The organism is Rhodococcus sp. ACPA1, assembly GCF_002300195.1.
GTDB lineage: Bacteria > Actinomycetota > Actinomycetes > Mycobacteriales > Mycobacteriaceae > Rhodococcus_F > Rhodococcus_F opacus.
Genome location: NZ_NSDX01000003.1, coordinates 798,913 through 814,602, shown reverse-complemented (window position 1 = coordinate 814,602; position 15,690 = coordinate 798,913). Strand labels below are relative to the sequence as shown.

Genomic DNA, 15,690 nt, shown 5'->3' with positions numbered 1-15,690 from the left:
TCGTCCCGTGTTCGGCCTCCCTTCCAACGTACGCATCTAAGGTGGGTCGATGAGCGAAGCCGGCGCGCCACGAGTGGGTGTTCTGGACGTCGTGGCCTTCGCCTGTGAGATCGCAATGCTGGTCCTGCTCGCCGTCGCGGGCTGGTCGCTCGTGAACTCGACGGTCGTTCAGGTGGTACTCGCGACACTCCTTCCGGCGACCGCGGCCGTGATCTGGGGCGTCGCCATGGCCCCGAAATCGCATCGGCGACTACACAACCCCGCACGACTGTTGGCCCAGACCGCACTGTTCGCGGCGACCGGCGTCCTCGTCGCACTCGCCGGTCACCCGTGGTGGGGGCTGGTCTTCGCCGTCGTTGCGACAGGGACGTTCGCGGCGCGCTCGCGGACGCCGGAGTAGACGACTTACCAGCGGTACCCGAGCAGGCCCAGGACGAATTCGAGCCAGTCGGGAAGTCCGGGGTCTCGGAACATCGACGGCCTCCTCAGCACGGTGTAACGGTGTCGACCTGTCTATCGGCAGCGAAGACCCCGGCGTTAATGCACGGCATCCTGTCAGATTTACAAATCTCTATTTTTGTCTAGACGCTGGATCTAAGTCCGTGTACTGTCCAAATGAGAGTGAGCTGGTTCATACCGGCACGGCTACTGGACGAGGAGGTTCGGATCGTGACGACGTCGAATATCGGCAGGATGACGGGAGAGGCGCCACCGGAAGCGTGGCGTGACCGCAAGCGCTACCTGTGGTTGATGGGACTGATTCCCCCGACCGCACTGTTCCTTGCTGCGGGTCTCGTGTGGGCCTTCAACCAACTGGGATGGTCGGCGGCAGCACCGGTGTGGTGGTGGATCGGCGCCCTACTGCTGTTCGGACTGCTCCCCCTCCTCGACAGGTTCTTCGGGCCCGACGGCCAGAACCCTCCCGAGGAAGTGATGGAACAGCTCGAGAACGACAGGTACTACCGGTACTGCACGTACGTGTTCATCCCGTTCCAGCTGGCGAGCCTCGTCTTCGCGTGCTACCTCTGGTCGGCGGACAATCTCTCCTGGCTCGGCATCGACGGCGGCCTCGGACTGGCGTCGAAGATCGGCGTCGCGTTCAGCGTCGCCGTCATGGGCGGCATCGGCATCAACACCGCACACGAGATGGGTCACAAGAAGACCGAACTCGAACGGTGGCTGGCCAAGATCACTCTCGCGCAGACCTTCTACGGCCACTTCTACATCGAGCACAACCGGGGCCACCACGTCCGAGTCGCCACACCGGAGGACCCGGCGAGTTCACGATTCGGAGAAAGCTTCTGGACCTTCCTGCCCCGCAGCGTCTGGGGAAGCCTGACGTCGTCCTGGGAGCTCGAGAAGACGCGGATGCAGCGACTCGGCAAGAGCACCTGGAGCATTCACAACGACGTGCTCAATGCCTGGGACATGTCGGTGGTGCTGTTCGGTGCGCTCATCGCCATATTCGGTCCGGTCGTCATCCCGTTCCTGATCATTCAGGCCGTCTACGGATTCTCACTCCTCGAGACGGTCAACTACCTCGAGCACTACGGCTTGATGCGTCAGAAGACCGCCAGCGGCCGCTACGAGCGCTGCGCTCCCGCACACAGCTGGAACTCCGACCACATCGTCACCAACATCTTCCTGTACCACCTGCAGCGCCACAGCGACCATCACGCGAACCCGACCAGGCGCTACCAGACGCTCCGGAGCATGGACGGCGCCCCCAACCTGCCCAGTGGCTACGCCAGCATGATTACGCTCGCGTACTTCCCGCCGCTCTGGCGCAAGGTGATGGATCACCGCGTGCTCGACCACTACGACGGCGACATCACCCGGGTGAACATCCAACCCGGCAAGCGCGAGAAGGTGCTGGCCAAGTACAGCGGCGGAGTTCGGTGATGGCCGCCTACCAGTGCCCGGTCTGCGACTACGTCTACGACGAGGCGTCCGGCGCACCGCGTGAGGGATTCCCCGCCGGCACCGCATGGGCCGATGTGCCCGACGACTGGTGCTGCCCCGACTGCGGGGTCCGCGAAAAGATCGATTTCGACCCGAAGGTGGCGTGACATGAGTACCGATTTCAAGCTTTACCGCTGCGTCCAATGCGGATTCGAGTACGACGAGGCCCAGGGCTGGCCGGAGGACGGCATCGAGCCCGGCACCAGGTGGGACGACATTCCCGAGGACTGGTCGTGCCCCGACTGCGGGGCCGCCAAGGCGGACTTCGACATGGTCGAGGTCAGCCGGGCGTGAGCGCAATGCCGATTCACTCCACGGAGCTGTCGACGGTGGTCATCGTCGGGTCCGGTATCGCAGGGGCGAGCGCCGCGCTGACGCTCCGGTCGGAAGGCTTCACCGGGCGCGTCGTCGTAATCGGAGACGAACCCGCACCGCCCTATCGGCGTCCGACGGTGTCGAAAGACTTCCTGTCGGGTGCAACGGCGGCGGAGAAGACCGCACTGAAGCCGGACTCTTTCTGGAACGAGAGAGATATCGAATTGATCACCGGTGCAACGGCAGTCGAACTCGACACCAGGCGGAAGTTGCTGACGCTCTCCTCCGGAGAGACCCTGTCGTACAGTGCTCTGCTGCTCGCGACCGGCGGCCGGGCCCGAAGACTCGACGGTCTCTCCGGTGCGCACGTCTTCACTCTGCGGTCGATGGCCGACGCCGATTCCCTTCGCGAGTCGATTCGACGCACCGGTTCCCTGCTCGTGATCGGCGGGGGTCTCATCGGATGCGAGGTCGCGGCCACGGCGCGGTCGCTCGGCGCGGAGGTCACCGTCCTCGAACGCGACCCGTCGCTCCTCAGTCGAATTGTGCCCCCGGACATCTCGACGATGATCGCTTCGCTGCACTCCGAGAACGACGTCGACGTCTGCACGGATGTCGCACTGTCGTCGCTCGACGTGAGCGACGACGGCTCCGCCCGCGCCACCGCGGACGACGGTCGCAGCTGGAGTGCCGGCACCGTCCTCGTGTCGGTCGGCACCGTCCCCGAGGTGACGCTCGCGGTCGCGGCGGGACTGCGCGTCCACAACGGCATCACCGTCGATGGGCAGTTTCGCACCTCGGCCGACGGCGTCTACGCGGCCGGAGACGCGGCCAATATCCCCGGTGCGCGTGACTCCGAGCGCTACCGCTCCGAACATTGGAACGGCGCTCAGGCCCAGGGGATTGCCGCCGCGCATTCCATCCTCGGAAAGCCCACGCCGTTCACCGACGTTCCCTGGGGGTGGTCCACGCAGTACGGCCACACCGTGCAGTTCGCCGGCGCGACCCGGTTCGACGACGACTTCGTGACCCGCGGTTCGATCGACGATCGCGATTTCACAGCGGTCGCAGTGCGTGAGGACACGCCGGTCGGGGTCATCGCCGTGGGCCGCCCGAAAGACCTCCGTACCGTGCGCACGATGATCGCCCGGGGCGGCACCGTCGACCGTGCCGCATTGGCGGACGAGTCGGTTGCTCTGACCGACGTGCTCGCCGACGAGCGGGAAGGCCGGGTCGCGGCCGCCCGCTAGCATCGAGGTCATGTCCGCAGACGACCGCACCGAGCGACAGAGTCGATACCGGCTGGCCGCAACGTCGCTGATGCGGGAGACAACCCTCGATGCGCTTCGGGAACTGCTGCTCGAACGTCCGTGGCCGACAATCACCATGACCGACGTCGCGGTCGCCGCGGGGCTGAGCAGGCAGACGATCTACAAAGAGTTCCGATCGCGGCGCGGGTTGGCGGAGGGGTACGCACTTCGGCTGACCGACAGCCTCGTCACCGTCATCGAATCCGCTCTGTACGAGAACCCCGGCGACGCGACAACTGCTCTGCGGGAAGGTTATGCGACGTTCTTCGAACTCAGCGGAGCCGATCCCCTGGTGATGTCTCTGCACCAGGGGAAGGCACCCGAAGATCTGCTGCGCCTGATCACGACGGACAGCAACATCATCATCCGCCCCGCGGCCGATCGGCTCGCACAGACGCTGCAACGGTCGTGGGTGAACTCGTCCCCGGACGACGCGGACATCATCGCGCACGCCATCGTCCGGCTCGCCTTGAGTTTCATCGCCAACCCACCCGAGGACACCGCGGCGGCGTCGGCGGACACCGCCCGGCTCTTCGCCCCGTTCGTTGCGGCTCCGCCACCCGTGAGTACTTATTAACCGCCCGACGTTGATAAGTACTCACAGGGGTGTCAGCCCAACGGGGTGCCGACATAGTTCTCGGCGATGAGGGTGCGGCCGGCGACGGAGCGGGTGACCATGTCGAGTTCGGCGACCTGCCGCTTGTGACCGAATCCGGTGTCGTCGGGGAGTCGGTGCAGCATCGAGGACATCCACCAGGAGAAGTGCTGGGTCCGCCACACGCGCGGGAGGACACTGTCGGTGTAGCCCTCGAGCCCGGCCCGACTGCGGGTGGCGAAGTATTCGGCCATCGCCTTGGACAGGAAGTAGACGTCGGCGATCGCCAGGTTCATGCCCTTGGCGCCGGTGGGGGGCACGGTATGGGCGGCGTCGCCGGCGAGGAAGAGGTTGCCGTGCTGCATGGGTTCGCACACGAAGCTGCGGAACTGGAGGATCGACTTCTGGAAGATCTTGCCGTCCTTGATCTCCGCGCCTTCGCCGTCGACGCGGGCGTGCAGTTCCGACCAGATGCGGTCGTCGGACCAGTTGTCGACGGAGTCGTCCGGGTCGACCTGCAGATAGTGCCGCTGGACCTCCGGTGTGCGGGTGCTGATGAGCGCGAAGCCGCGCGGGTGGTTGGCGTAGATCAGTTCCTCGGACGACGGCGGGGCCTCGGCGAGGATGCCGAACCAGGCGAACGGGTATTGGCGGAAGTGGTCGGTGCGCACGGTGGTCTCGGGGATGAGACCGCGAGTCGAGGTCCGCGAGCCGTCACAGCCGGCGACGAGCGCGCAGGTGAGCGTCTGCTCGTTGCCGTCGGCGTCGAGGTAGGTGATCTTCGGGTTGTCGGACGTGTGGTCATGAACCTGCACGTCGGAGACGCCGAAGCGGATGTCGCCGTCGTCTTCGAGACGCCGGGCGATGAGGTCCTTCAGGACCTCGTGCTGCGGGTAGACGGTGACGGCGCGGCCGTTCGTCAGTTCGTCGAAGTCGATGCGGTGGCCGCGGCCGCCGAACCGCAATTCGATGCCGTGGTGGGTGAGTCCTTCACGCTTGACGCGGTCGCCGAGTCCGGTGTCGACCATCAGGTCGACGGTGTTCTGTTCGAGCACACCGGCCCGGATCGTGCCCTCCACCTCCTCGCGGGTGCGGCTTTCGAGCACGACGGAATCGATGCCCTTCAGGTGCAGGAGATGGGACAGCATCAGTCCTGCGGGACCCCCGCCGACGATCCCGACCTGTGTGTTCATGAGCAGACTCCTCGCGTAGTTCGTGACACCAGTCACTGTGCTGCCCGACGTGTGATCGCAACACCCCCTCTTTCACTGAGTGAAAGACGAGCTACGCGACGCCGCGGGAAATGCCGCGCGCGGCCGCCCGCACCGCCGGGATCAGGGGCGCGGGATCCTTCTCCGCCGGAACCACGACGGACACCGCAGCCACCACCTCACCCGTCGACCGCGACACCGGCGCGGCCACGGCCAGCGTCCCGACGTTGAGGTGTTCGCGGCACGTGACCCAGCCGGTCCGGCGGATGTCGTCGAGGGTGCTGCGCAGGCGATGTTCGGTGGTGATGGTCGACGGCGTGAAGCGTTCGAGGCCCGCCGCGAGAACCTCGTCGAGGAGGTTCTTGCCGCCGAACGCCAGCAGCACCAGGCCGCCGCTCGACGCGTGCAGCGGCAGCCGGCCCCCCGCCCTCCCGACGACGGTCACGGCACCGCGCGCCGACAACCGTTCGATGTAGAGCGCCTCGAGATCCTCCCGGACCACGAGTTGCACGTTCTCGCGCGTCGCCTCGTACAGATCCTCGAGGTACGGCAGCGCCACCTGCCGGAGTCCGTGCGCGCGGGGAGCGAGCGCACCCAACTCCCACAGCCGCACCCCGATCTCGTAGTGCCCGTCGTCGACGCGTTCGAGGGCGCCGTTGTCGACCAGTTGACGGCAGAGCCGGTGCACCGTCGGCAGCGGCAGTCCGGTGCGCCGGCTCAGCTCCGACTGCGACAGGCGAGGGCGCTCCGAGGTGAACGAACCCAGCACCAGGAAGGCGCGTCCCAGCATGCTGCGGTCGTCTTCGGACATGCCGCCAGTATCCCGGTCACCACCAGCGGGTGGCCATGCCGATCTGCCGGTCGAGTTCGGGGACGAGGCTCCGGACGTATGTCGCCGAGAGGTGATGCGAATCGTGGTACACGAGGATGTTTCCCTGCACCGCACGGCAGATCGCCACGTCACACACGGCGTCCGTGAGGTCGAGCGGATGTACCGACGGCAGGTCGCGGGCCGCCTCGAGCGTCGGGTTGTCCGGGGCCAGCACGTCGTCCCGGGGCATCCCGCAACTTTCGGCGTCGCCGCCGTCGGCGAGGCAGTCGACGACCGAATACGGGACGCCGTCGTTGTGCAGCCACGGCGTGTCGCGGATGCCGAGGAACGGGAGCCCGAAGTCCGCCAGCCGCGCCCACAGGCCCACGTAGTCGTCGGGGGTGACGTCGCCGGCGCCCTCCTCGTTGGGACGCGAGGACGTCGAGAACACCCAGTCCGGTCGGTGATCACGGAGCCGGTCGAGGACGTCGCGGGACCAGTCGCCGCAGTCGGGATACGGCTCACCGGCGAGCAGCGGAACGTCCGCGACGGTCAACGGGCACCCCATCTTGAGGTACGTCTCGACGCGGATGCCGCGCTGTTGCCCGATGCGATCGAGCGCGGGCACCCAGTGCTCGGCGTGCGAACTGCCCACCACGGCGATCGTCCGGTCCGCGGTGAGGTCGCCGTACACGCAGGTGACGACGTCGCGGGTGCTCAGATCGGAGATGCAGCCGTCGAGGGTCGGCTGCGGAAGATCTCCCGACGCCTCGAGCAGGGTGGGTCGCATGTCCGTGCGCGGCGCGAACGCGCCGTCGGTCAACGACGCCGCGCCCGGGTACAGCCACGGGTCCAGCTCACCGACCCGGGCGGTCGTCTCGGGGTTGCGGACCAGATACACGTGCCAGCCGGACGCGGTCCCCACCACGGCGACGCCGAGGATCGCGACCAGCGCGGTCAGCGCTCGCCTCGGCCGGGCCGACCCGGTCTGGAACCGCGCTTCGACCAGCCGCCGGGTGAGCCACGCCAGCACCAGCGACACGACGATCACCGCGAGTCCGACGAGCGCTCCGACCGCGGGCCGCTCCCGCCACGTGAGGTAGAAGATGAGGATCGGCCAGTGCCACAGGTACAGCGAATACGCCAGTCCCCCGAGTTCGACGAACGGCCGGGACGCCATCATCGTCACGATCCCCGGCTGCTCGGACGGGCCTGCGCCCGCGAGAATCAGCGCCACCGCCGCACCGACCGGGATCAGGGCCACCGGACCGGGAAACAGGGCGGCGCCGTCGACGAGGAACCCGCACCCGAGGACCACGGCGAACCCCGACACCGCGAGGACGGTCCGCGACCACCCGGGTAGCGCGACCCGGTGCACGACGAGCGCGAGCAACGCCCCCGCGAGCAGCTCCCACAGTCGCGCGAACGTGTCGAAGTACGCCCACGACTGCCGGTCCTGCGACAGCACGGCCGCGTAGGCGAACGACGCCACCAACCCGAGAACGAGGACACCGCCGAGCACGGGCCGGAGGAGGCCCGGTCGACCGCGACGACGGCACGTCCACGCGATCCCGGCCACCACCGCGAGGGCGAGCAGATAGAACTGACCCTGCACGGACATCGACCACAGATGCTGCAGCGGACTGACCGACGCGTCGGCGGCGGCGTAGTCGGATGCCGTCCGGGCCAGCTGCCAGTTCTGCACGTACAGCAGTGACGCGAGGAGTTGGTCCGCGATCCCCGACCACTGCGTGAACGGCCGCTGGATCACGGTCACGACCGCGGTCGCGGCCGACACCACCACGAGCGCGGGCAGCAGCCGGCGGGCGGTGCGCCGCAGGACGGCGGGTATCGACGGACCCGAGTCCGCCCCGGCGCGTCGCACGAGCATGCCCGTGAAGAAGAACCCGGAGAGGACCAGGAAGATGTCGACGCCGCCGGACACCCGCCCGAACCACACGTGATAGACCACGACCAGCGCGATCGCGATTCCGCGCAGTCCGTCGAGGTCGTACCGGTAACCGCCCGCAGCCGACGGTGGCGCCGCGGCGTGGCTCGGACGGCTCGCAGCCACCTGGGGGTTGGGTCTCACAATCCGTCCTGGCTCATCGATTCGGTACCCGATCGATTATCCACACCGGGTTTACCAGTTCTTGACCTGCCGGGGTGTGGAGTAGCCGATGTTTGACAGGCAACTATGGCGCGCCACACAATAAGTCCGCGTATAGAACCAGGGTTCGCATCGCGAACGCCCGCGCACATCACCCCCGAATGTCGAGGACCTCATGACCACTTCCCAACGAAGCGCCGCCCGCGCCTCCACCGCCCTCTGGGTCGCGCCCCTGTGCTGGGTTGCCGTGCTGCTCGACGGTTTCGACCTGGTAGTCCTCGGCGCCGTCATCCCTTCACTCCTCGACTACGAGGACTGGGGTCTGACCACGGGAACGATCACGTTCATCTCGACATTCGGCCTGATCGGCATGACCATCGGCGCGCTCGTCATCGGCACGCTCACCGACGTCATCGGACGCCGGCGAGCCCTCCTGTTCGCCGTCGCGGCGTTCTCCATTCTCACGCTGCTCTGCGCGGTGGCACCCAACCCGTTCTTCTTCGGACTGTTCCGCTTCCTCGCGGGGGTCGGACTCGGCGGCGCACTGCCGACAGCACTGGCCCTGGTCAACGAGTTCTCGAAGCGGCAGGGCGGCGGCTCCGCGTCGACGCTGCTGATGACCGGTTATCACGTGGGTGCGGTCGCGACCGCTGCCCTGGCGATCGTGCTGATCGAACCGTTCGGCTGGCGTTCGATGTTCGTCGTCGGCGCCCTGCCCGCCGTGGTCCTGATTCCGCTGATGCTGCGGTACCTCCCCGAGTCCCCCTCGTACCTGCTGGCGCACGGCAAGCGCGCCGAGGCCGAGGCCGTCGCGAAGCAGTACGGCCTGGAACTGGAAGCGGCACCCGCCGACGACGCTCCCGTCGCGGCCTCGGCGAACCCGGTGCGCGCCCTGTTCTCGCGTCCGTTCCTGCGCAACAGCATCGCCATCTGGGTCACCTCGTTCATGGGACTGCTACTCGTCTACGGCCTCAACACGTGGCTGCCGACGATCATGCGTGAGGCGGGCTACAACCTCGGCGCGTCGCTGACGTTCCTGCTGATCCTCAACGCGGGCGCGGTGGTCGGCCTGCTGATCGCGGGCGGCGTCGCCAACAAGATCGGCCCGCGCACGGCGGCCATCATCTGGTTCGCGGGCGCCGCGGTGTTCCTCGCCCTGCTCAGCGTCAAGGTGTCGTTCGGCATCTACGCCCTGGTGTTCCTCGCCGGCTGCTTCGTGTTCAGCGCACAGGTCCTCGTCTACGCGTTCACGAGCGCCAACCACCCGCCGCAGATCCGCGCGACCGCGCTCGGCTGGTCGGCCGGTGTGGGCCGGGTCGGCGCGATCTGCGGACCGATCCTCGGCGGCGTCCTGCTGGGCGCCGGCTACGCCGTCCCGTGGGGCTTCTACGCATTCGCCCTGGTAGGGCTGTTCGGAGCGATCGCCATCTCCTCCACCCGGACGGTGCGCTGAACTCCTGACAGCCGTTCGATGAGTTTCGGGCGTGGGCGCGGTCTATATCGGCGAGGATGAATCGACGAGGACCTGCGAGAGGAACTGCGCCATGAAACCGATCACCCCCTGCCTCTGGTTCGACACCGAAGGTGAAGAGGCCGCGAAGTTCTACACGTCCCTGTTTCCGAATTCGCGGATCACGGAGGTCACCCACTACGGTCCGAACACTCCCGGGCCGGAGGGGGCGGTGTTGACGGTGTCCTTCGAGATCAACGGGCAGCCGTTCATCGCGCTCAACGGCGGCCCGCAGTTCACGTTCGACGAGGCCATCTCTTTCGAGATCCTCTGTAAGGATCAGGCGGAAGTGGACCGGTACTGGGACGCCCTCACCGGCGACGGCGGCGAGGAAAGCCAATGCGGTTGGGTCAAGGATCGTTTCGGCGTCTCCTGGCAGGTGGTCCCCGAGCGGCTGTACGAACTCATGCGCGACCCGGACACCGAGAAGGCGCAGCGCGCCATGCAGGCCATGCTGAAGATGCGCAAACTCGACGTCGCCGAACTCGAGAAGGCGTTCGAGCAGGCGTGACGCCTGCCGACGAGGAGGTGGACGGCATGACCGAGGACGGCAAGACGCACATCAACGGAGTGCACACGGTGGCGGTCCCCGTCACCGATCAGGATCGGGCGCTCGAATTCTATGTGGGCACACTCGGTTTCGAACGTCGCATGGATGCGGAGTTCAGCCCCGGACAGCGGTGGGTGGAGGTGGCGCCACCGGGCTCGGCGACGTCGATCGCGCTCGTACCTGCACGCGACGGCGTCCCCGCGGGCGTCGAGACCGGTATCCGCCTCACCACCTCGGACGCCGACGCCGACCATGCGACGCTGTCGGCGAACGGCGTCGACGTGGACGCGGAGGTCATGCGGATGGGCGACTACGTGCCGCCCATGTTCTACTTCCGAGATCCGGACGGCAACAAGCTCGTCATCGTCGAAGTGGGGTGAGCTGCACTCCCGACGACAGGGTCAGCACCTGGTCGGCGCGTTCCGCGTCGCGGGGTTCGTGCGTGGCCACGACGACGATCGCACCCCGCGCTGCCTCTTCGCCGACGACGTCGCCGATCACCGCGCGGGCCTCCGCGTCGAGACCGGTGGTGGGCTCGTCGAGGAGCAGCAGGTCGCCGCGTTGCACGAGCGCCTGGGCAAGCAGGGCGCGTTGACGCTGGCCGCCCGACAGTGCGCCGATCCGCCGCCGGCCGAGATCCGCGAGACCGAGCCTGTTCAGCGCATTGTCGACGGCGTCTCGGTCGCCGGGAGTGAGCCGCCGCCACAATCCACGTCGGTGCCAGGCCCCCATGGCCGCCACCTCGCGCACGGTCAGCGGTAGCTGATCGCTCACCGCATTGCGTTGCGGCACATATGCCGTTCCCAACCCCTTCATGCCGTCGATCCGTCCCGTCGTCGGTCGCGCGATGCCCGCGAGGCACTGCAGGAGCGTCGACTTCCCCGAACCGTTGTGCCCCACGACGGCGGTGACGGTACCCGGTGCGAGCCGCACGCTCACACCGTTCAAGGCCGGGGTCGGGCCATACCGGACCGCGATTTCGCTTACGACAATCATTATCGTTAGATTAGCAGAGTGCAGTGGCTACTCGACCCCCTGATGGTGTCCTTCGTCCGGCGCGCGCTCTTCGCGGGAATGCTGGTGTCCGTCCTCTGCGGCCTGGTGGGCACGTGGGTCGTGTTGCGCGGCATGGCCTTCATGAGCGAGGCCATCTCACACGGCATGCTGCCCGGGGTGGCCGTCGCCTATCTCGCCGGCGCGAATCTCCTCGTCGGCGCGGCCGCGAGTGCGGTCGTCATGATCCTCGGAGTCGCCTGGGTCTCGAAGAACTCGCGACTGTCCGAGGACACCGGGATCGGCCTGCTGTTCGTCGGCATGCTCGCGCTGGGTGTCGTGATCGTCTCGCGCGCACGGTCGTTCGCGGTCGATCTCACTGCCTTCCTGTTCGGTGACGTCCTGTCGGCGACGCGGGGAGATCTGATCTGGCTCGCGGCGGCGGCCGCGGTCGCCGGGATCGTCTCGGTGATCGCGTACCGCCCGTTCGTCGCCCTCGTCTTCGACGAACGCAAGGCCCACACCCTGGGCCTGCAACCACGGTGGGCGCACCTCGCACTGCTCGCTCTGGTGGTCCTCGCGGTGGTCGCGTCGTTCCGCATCGTCGGCACCCTCCTCGTGTTCGGTCTCCTCGTCGCCCCGTCCGCCACCGCAGCACTGTTCGGCAGGTCGATCGGCGCGACGATGGCGATTGCCGTGCTCCTCGGCTGGTCCGCCACGTTCGCCGGGCTGATCGTGTCGTGGAATGCCGACACCGCCGCGGGCGCGACGATCGCCGGAATCGCCGTGCTCCAGTTCTTCGTCGCGGCCCTGGCCCGGTCGGCGGTGCGACGACTTCGGCCTGCCCTCTTGCCCACTCCGATTCCCGTTCGATAGATGGAGACCACGAATGCCGAACACGACCCTCGCCCGCGCAGCACTCGCCGCGGTCGCCGCGCTGACCCTCGGCGCCTGCGCATCCCCACCGGAGGAGGCCGCATCCCCCGACGGCCGGAGCCAACCGGGTAGCGACCTTGCCGCCGAGGCGGGATCCACCGAGGTCGAGGGGCCCGAACCCCGACTCGTCGTGTCGGACGCCGACTCCGGCCGCGTGGACGTGCTCGACCTCGCGACGGCAGAGACTCTCCATTCGTTCGAGTTCGACAATCCGGCGCGGGTGACGACGGTGAAGGACCGCTACGCGTTCGCCGTGGACGGCGCCGGCGGCGCGGTGCATGTCGTGGACGCCGGTTCCTGGACCATCGATCACGGGGACCACAGCCACTCGTACACCACGCCACCGGTCGAACTCGGCGCGCTCGAGGGCGGCAAGCCGGCGCACGTGACCGAAGGCGACGACAAGGTGGCGACGTTCTTCGACGGCGACGGACTCGCCCGCGTGATCGACTTCGCCGCGCTCCGCAAGGACAGCATCGACGTGGGGACTGTCGTGGAGGCCGACGCACCGCACCACGGCGTCGCGCTGCCGATCGCCGACGGTTTCGTGGTGTCGCGCTCGGCCGCGGACGGAACCGGTTCCCGCCCCGGCACGTTCGAGGTCCACACGGCGGACGGGCAGGTCGAGCAGAGCTTCGACACCGCCTGCCCGAACATACAAGGCACGGCCGTGTCCGACACGGACGTGCTGGCCGCGTGCGACGACGGACTGTTCCTCGCGACCACCGCCGCCGGCGCCTGGACGTCGGAGAAGGTTCCGTACCCGGCGGGCATCCACGCCGCCACCCGACCCACGTCGTTCCGCGGACACGACGGCCTGCCGATCCACGTCGCCCCCGCGGGACCCGCCGCCACCAACGACGGGGTGCTGGTCTTCGATGCGCGCACCCGCGGGTGGACGCACGTCCGGACCCCGGATCGCGCGCTGAGCGTCGCACCGGCGGGCGACGGTCGCTCCGTGTTCGCGGTCCTCGCGGACGGCACCTTCCGCGTGTACGACACCACGACCGGCGCGGAGACCGCCTCCTCGCACGTACTGGCCGCCCCCTACGACTGGAGCATCGAGTCCGCGGCCCCGCCTGCCGTCGTCGTCGGCGGCGCTCGCGCGTACGTCTCGGATCCCGCGTCGAAGACGGTGACCGAGATCGACTTCCGGGACGACGCGCGGGTGGCGCGGACTCTCGACGTCGGAGTCGCCGCGTCCACCCTCGGCGTGGTCGGGCTGTGAGCGGGATGCGCCGCTTGCTGCCGCTGACCCTGCTGACCGCACTCGCGGCGCTGTCCGTGACGGCGTGTTCGCCGGGCGCATCCGACGGGCCGGTGGTGGTCGTGACGACGAACATTCTGGGCGACGTGGTGCAGAACGTGGTCGGCGACCGGGCCGACGTGACGGTGCTGATGCCGAGAGGCGCCGATCCCCATTCGTTCGAGATCTCCGCATCGGACGCCGCGCGGGTGGAGCGCGCCGACCTTCTCGTGTCGAACGGTCTCGGACTCGAGGAGGGAATCGGCAAGACCGTCGACACCGCACGCTCCGAGGGTGTCCCGATCCTGCAGGTCGGTGAGGCCGTGCGGCCGATCGAGTACCGTTCCGGAAAGTCCACGGGCACCCTGGATCCGCACATCTGGACCGATCCGGACCGGGTACGCGAGGCTGTTGCACTGATCCGCGACGCGGTGATCGAGCACGTGCCGGAGATCGACGCGGGAGGTGTCCGCACGAACTCGGACAGCTACGCCCGGCAACTCGAGGAACTCACCTCTCGGATGACGGACAGATTCGCGACCGTCCCCGCAGGTCGGCGAAAGCTGGTGACCAATCATCACGTCTTCGGTTATCTGGCCGAACGTTTCGGCTTCGACACCGTGGGGGCGGTGATTCCCAGCGGGACCACCCTGGCGTCGCCCAGCGCGTCCGACCTCTCGGACCTCGCCGCAACGATCACCGCGGCGCGGGTTCCCGCGATCTTCGTCGACTCCTCCCAGCCCGATCGGCTCGCGCAGGTATTGGCCTCGGAGGCCGGTGTTCCCGTCGACGTCGTCTCGCTTTTCACGGAATCACTGGGCGAGGACGGCTCGGGCGCGGGCACGTACATCGAGATGATGGATTCGAATTCCCTGGCGATCGCGGAGGGGTTGACGTAGCGATGCATTCACACATGCACACTTCCAACTTTGACAACCGTTTGCAATAAGAGTTAATTCTCCTGGGTGACCCTTACCCGTAGACCTCTCCCCACCGCCGTTGCCGCCGTGGCACTCTCGGCGACACTTCTCACGTCCTGCTCCACCGACTCCGGCGCGGCCGAAGCGACCACCACCGACTCGGCCACACCGCGGCTGGCACTGAGCTACGACGGCGGCGTGCTGGTTCTCGACGCGCAGAGCCTCGACGTGGTCGGTTCGGCCGAGGTGGACGGCTTCACCCGGCTCAACCCCGCAGGCGACGGCCGGCACGTGCTGGTCAGCACCGGAAACAGCTTCACCGCCCTCGACACCACCGAACCCGCCCTTACCGACGTCGCGTTCGAGGCGAAGACGCCCGGACACGTGGTCCGGCACGACGGCAAGACGGTGCTGTTCGACGACGGCACCGGACTGGTGCGCGTGTTCGATCCGGCCGGACTCTCCGAAGGCACACCCGACACCACCGAGTTCACGACGCCCGAGGCGCATCACGGAGTGGCCGTGGAACTCTCGGACGGCAGCCTGCTCACCACCGTCGGCAACGAGGACGAGCGCACCGGCATCGTCGTACTCGACCGCGACCGCAAGGAGATCGCACGCAACGAGGACTGCCCCGGTGTGCACGGCGAGGCCGTCGCCGCCGACGAGACGGTGGTCGTGGGATGCCAGAACGGCCTGCTGATCTACCGGGACGGCGTCATCACCAAGGTCACCAGCCCCGATCCCTACGGGCGCATCGGCAACCAGGCCGGCGACGAGGATTCACCGATACTGCTGGGCGACTACAAGACCGACCCCGACGCCGAACTCGAGCGCCCCGAACGGGTCTCGCTCACCGACACCGCCACCGGACAACTCACCCTCGTCGACCTGGGCACCAGCTACACGTTCCGCTCGCTCGGGCGGGCCCCGCACGGTGAGGCCCTCGTCCTCGGCACCGACGGCGCCGTGCACGTGATCGACCCGGACAGCAAGGCGGTCAGCCGCACCGTCGACGTCCTCGATCCGTGGACGGAGCCGGACAAGTGGCAGTCGCCGCGGCCCGCGCTGTACGTGCAGGACCACACCGCCTACGTGACCGACCCCGCGAACAAGAAGATCCACACGATAGACCTCGACACCTGGACCGTATCCGGGCAGGCGGAACTGCCGGAGACCCCGAACGAGATCACCGGGGTCACGGGCTGATTCGTTGACCGC

The 15,690-nt window shown here is 67.8% G+C and carries 17 protein-coding genes; 13 read left to right on the top strand and 4 right to left on the bottom strand.

What is annotated here, in order from left to right; translation table 11 throughout:
- Nucleotides 1-49: 49 nt before the first annotated feature.
- The 6 genes from CJ177_RS14285 to CJ177_RS14260 all read left to right on the top strand — a co-directional run bounded on the left by CJ177_RS14285 (nt 50) and on the right by CJ177_RS14260 (nt 4,164).
- Entirely contained in the window at nt 50-400 is a 351-nt protein-coding gene (locus tag CJ177_RS14285) for a YrdB family protein (RefSeq protein WP_095867972.1), read from the top strand.
- Nucleotides 401-669: 269 nt separating this feature from the next.
- Nucleotides 670-1,902: an alkane 1-monooxygenase gene (locus CJ177_RS14280; RefSeq protein WP_095868228.1), complete on the top strand. Its 1,233-nt coding sequence runs from the start codon at nt 670-672 to the stop codon at nt 1,900-1,902.
- The gene (locus CJ177_RS14275; protein ID WP_005251085.1) at nt 1,902-2,069 is read left to right on the top strand and encodes a rubredoxin; all 168 of its coding nucleotides are present in this window, start codon (nt 1,902-1,904) and stop codon (nt 2,067-2,069) included. The genes CJ177_RS14280 and CJ177_RS14275 overlap by 1 nt, the downstream gene beginning before the upstream one ends.
- 1 nt (nt 2,070) lies before the next feature.
- Nucleotides 2,071-2,256, top strand: coding sequence for a rubredoxin (locus tag CJ177_RS14270; RefSeq protein ID WP_061697406.1), 186 nt, complete (start codon nt 2,071-2,073; stop codon nt 2,254-2,256).
- Nucleotides 2,257-2,261: 5 nt separating this feature from the next.
- Nucleotides 2,262-3,527 carry an NAD(P)/FAD-dependent oxidoreductase gene (locus CJ177_RS14265; RefSeq protein WP_061041257.1) on the top strand — a complete coding sequence of 422 codons (1,266 nt, stop codon included), beginning with the start codon at nt 2,262-2,264 and terminating at the stop codon, nt 3,525-3,527.
- A 10-nt stretch (nt 3,528-3,537) separates the two neighbouring features.
- Entirely contained in the window at nt 3,538-4,164 is a 627-nt protein-coding gene (locus tag CJ177_RS14260) for a TetR family transcriptional regulator (RefSeq protein WP_095867971.1), read from the top strand.
- A 32-nt stretch (nt 4,165-4,196) separates the two neighbouring features.
- On the opposite strand, the gene CJ177_RS14255 is transcribed toward CJ177_RS14260, so the two are convergent.
- From CJ177_RS14255 to CJ177_RS14245, 3 genes are all read right to left on the bottom strand, one after another.
- Nucleotides 4,197-5,375 (bottom strand): 4-hydroxybenzoate 3-monooxygenase, encoded by a 1,179-nt coding sequence (locus CJ177_RS14255; RefSeq protein WP_095867970.1) that lies wholly within the window; start codon nt 5,373-5,375, stop codon nt 4,197-4,199.
- Nucleotides 5,376-5,466: 91 nt separating this feature from the next.
- Entirely contained in the window at nt 5,467-6,204 is a 738-nt protein-coding gene (locus CJ177_RS14250) for an IclR family transcriptional regulator (RefSeq protein ID WP_095867969.1), read from the bottom strand.
- A gap of 16 nt (nt 6,205-6,220) precedes the next feature.
- Complete coding sequence (locus CJ177_RS14245; RefSeq protein ID WP_095867968.1) at nt 6,221-8,296, bottom strand: acyltransferase family protein; 2,076 nt, start codon at nt 8,294-8,296, stop codon at nt 6,221-6,223.
- Nucleotides 8,297-8,489: 193 nt separating this feature from the next.
- Here CJ177_RS14245 and CJ177_RS14240 point away from each other — a divergent pair, with 193 nt between their 5' ends.
- From CJ177_RS14240 to CJ177_RS14230, 3 genes are all read left to right on the top strand, one after another.
- Entirely contained in the window at nt 8,490-9,767 is a 1,278-nt protein-coding gene (locus tag CJ177_RS14240; protein ID WP_095867967.1) for an aromatic acid/H+ symport family MFS transporter, read from the top strand.
- A gap of 91 nt (nt 9,768-9,858) precedes the next feature.
- Nucleotides 9,859-10,335 carry a VOC family protein gene (locus CJ177_RS14235; RefSeq protein ID WP_061697403.1) on the top strand — a complete coding sequence of 159 codons (477 nt, stop codon included), beginning with the start codon at nt 9,859-9,861 and terminating at the stop codon, nt 10,333-10,335.
- A gap of 26 nt (nt 10,336-10,361) precedes the next feature.
- A complete protein-coding gene (locus CJ177_RS14230; RefSeq protein ID WP_061041277.1) occupies nt 10,362-10,754 on the top strand; it encodes a VOC family protein in 393 nt (130 codons plus the stop codon).
- Here the strand turns inward: CJ177_RS14230 and aztA are convergent.
- Nucleotides 10,735-11,370 (bottom strand): zinc ABC transporter ATP-binding protein AztA, encoded by a 636-nt coding sequence (gene aztA / locus CJ177_RS14225; protein WP_061697402.1) that lies wholly within the window; start codon nt 11,368-11,370, stop codon nt 10,735-10,737. The two genes, CJ177_RS14230 and aztA, sit on opposite strands and share 20 nt — an antisense overlap.
- An 18-nt stretch (nt 11,371-11,388) precedes the next feature.
- Between aztA and aztB the strand changes: the two genes are divergently transcribed.
- From aztB to aztD, 4 genes are all read left to right on the top strand, one after another.
- Nucleotides 11,389-12,243, top strand: coding sequence for a zinc ABC transporter permease AztB (gene aztB, locus CJ177_RS14220; RefSeq protein WP_061041261.1), 855 nt, complete (start codon nt 11,389-11,391; stop codon nt 12,241-12,243).
- 13 nt (nt 12,244-12,256) lie between these two features.
- A complete protein-coding gene (locus tag CJ177_RS14215; RefSeq protein ID WP_095867966.1) occupies nt 12,257-13,531 on the top strand; it encodes an ABC transporter in 1,275 nt (424 codons plus the stop codon).
- Between the two features lie 5 nt (nt 13,532-13,536).
- The gene (gene aztC / locus CJ177_RS14210; protein ID WP_095868227.1) at nt 13,537-14,448 is read left to right on the top strand and encodes a zinc ABC transporter substrate-binding protein AztC; all 912 of its coding nucleotides are present in this window, start codon (nt 13,537-13,539) and stop codon (nt 14,446-14,448) included.
- A 66-nt stretch (nt 14,449-14,514) separates the two neighbouring features.
- Entirely contained in the window at nt 14,515-15,678 is a 1,164-nt protein-coding gene (gene aztD, locus CJ177_RS14205) for a zinc metallochaperone AztD (RefSeq protein ID WP_257014520.1), read from the top strand.
- Nucleotides 15,679-15,690 lie beyond the last annotated feature (12 nt).

Excerpts from the sequence above, each read along its gene's own strand:
- CJ177_RS14255 (WP_095867970.1), bottom strand. The coding sequence starts at position 5,375 with ATGAACACACAGGTCGGGATCGTCGGCGGGGGTCCCGCAGGACTGATG.
- CJ177_RS14230 (WP_061041277.1), top strand. The coding sequence starts at position 10,362 with ATGACCGAGGACGGCAAGACGCACATCAACGGAGTGCACACGGTGGCG.
- CJ177_RS14275 (WP_005251085.1), top strand. The coding sequence starts at position 1,902 with ATGGCCGCCTACCAGTGCCCGGTCTGCGACTACGTCTACGACGAGGCG.
- aztC (WP_095868227.1), top strand. The coding sequence starts at position 13,537 with ATGCGCCGCTTGCTGCCGCTGACCCTGCTGACCGCACTCGCGGCGCTG.
- CJ177_RS14215 (WP_095867966.1), top strand. The coding sequence starts at position 12,257 with ATGCCGAACACGACCCTCGCCCGCGCAGCACTCGCCGCGGTCGCCGCG.
- CJ177_RS14250 (WP_095867969.1), bottom strand. The coding sequence starts at position 6,204 with ATGTCCGAAGACGACCGCAGCATGCTGGGACGCGCCTTCCTGGTGCTG.
- CJ177_RS14260 (WP_095867971.1), top strand. The coding sequence starts at position 3,538 with ATGTCCGCAGACGACCGCACCGAGCGACAGAGTCGATACCGGCTGGCC.
- CJ177_RS14265 (WP_061041257.1), top strand. The coding sequence starts at position 2,262 with ATGCCGATTCACTCCACGGAGCTGTCGACGGTGGTCATCGTCGGGTCC.
- CJ177_RS14270 (WP_061697406.1), top strand. The coding sequence starts at position 2,071 with ATGAGTACCGATTTCAAGCTTTACCGCTGCGTCCAATGCGGATTCGAG.
- CJ177_RS14240 (WP_095867967.1), top strand. The coding sequence starts at position 8,490 with ATGACCACTTCCCAACGAAGCGCCGCCCGCGCCTCCACCGCCCTCTGG.
- aztA (WP_061697402.1), bottom strand. The coding sequence starts at position 11,370 with ATGATTGTCGTAAGCGAAATCGCGGTCCGGTATGGCCCGACCCCGGCC.
- CJ177_RS14285 (WP_095867972.1), top strand. The coding sequence starts at position 50 with ATGAGCGAAGCCGGCGCGCCACGAGTGGGTGTTCTGGACGTCGTGGCC.
- CJ177_RS14235 (WP_061697403.1), top strand. The coding sequence starts at position 9,859 with ATGAAACCGATCACCCCCTGCCTCTGGTTCGACACCGAAGGTGAAGAG.